The sequence below is a fragment of the Myroides odoratimimus genome (assembly GCF_030326305.1).
GTDB lineage: Bacteria > Bacteroidota > Bacteroidia > Flavobacteriales > Flavobacteriaceae > Flavobacterium > Flavobacterium odoratimimum_A.
The window spans coordinates 1-846 of sequence record NZ_JACAKB010000086.1; the positions used below are offsets into that span (position 1 = coordinate 1).

At 36.4% G+C, this 846-nt stretch carries 1 pseudogene; it reads right to left on the reverse strand.

Annotated features, from left to right (window positions below):
- Positions 1-846 (reverse strand): annotated as a pseudogene (locus tag HX049_RS18400) (hypothetical protein); the annotation flags it as partial.

Genomic DNA, 846 nt, shown 5'->3' on the forward strand with positions numbered 1-846 from the left:
TACCAAAGTAGTTACAGTCTCGTTGGCTTTCACTAACGTGTCTAAATTGATAATCTGATCCTTACCTTCGGCATCCTTGTAGATTAAATTTGTTCCGTCATAAATAACATTTCCTGCTACATCTTTGGCTACCTTTTCTATAATCTCTTTTACTGCTACTGGATTGTTATTGACAATCGTCTCGAAGTTATTTGCAACCGAAGCTGGAATGTCAATGATAGTTGCGGTACCATTCTCTGAATTATAAGTATATGTACCATTAGGGTTTGCTACCAAAGTAGTTACAGTCTCGTTAGCTTTGACTAACGTGTCTAAATTGATAATCTGATCCTTACCTTCGGCATCCTTGTAGATTAAATTTGTTCCGTCATAAATAACATTTCCTGCTACATCTTTGGCTACCTTTTCTATAATCTCTTTTACTGCTACTGGATTGTTATTGACAATCGTCTCGAAGTTATTTGCAACCGAAGCTGGAATGTCAATGATAGTTGCGGTACCATTCTCTGAATTATAAGTATATGTACCATTAGGGTTTGCTACCAAAGTAGTTACAGTCTCGTTGGCTTTCACTAACGTGTCTAAATTGATAATCTGATCCTTACCTTCGGCATCCTTGTAGATTAAATTTGTTCCGTCATAAATAACATTTCCTGCTACATCTTTGGCTACTTTTTCTATGATCTCTTTTACTGCAACTGGATTGTTATTGACAATCGTCTCGAAGTTATTTGCAACTGAGGCTGGAATATCAATGATTGTCTCTGTTCCATTCTCTGACTTATAGGTATAAGTACCGTTAGTATTGTTTACCAAAGTAGTTACAGTCTCGTTGGCTTTCACTAA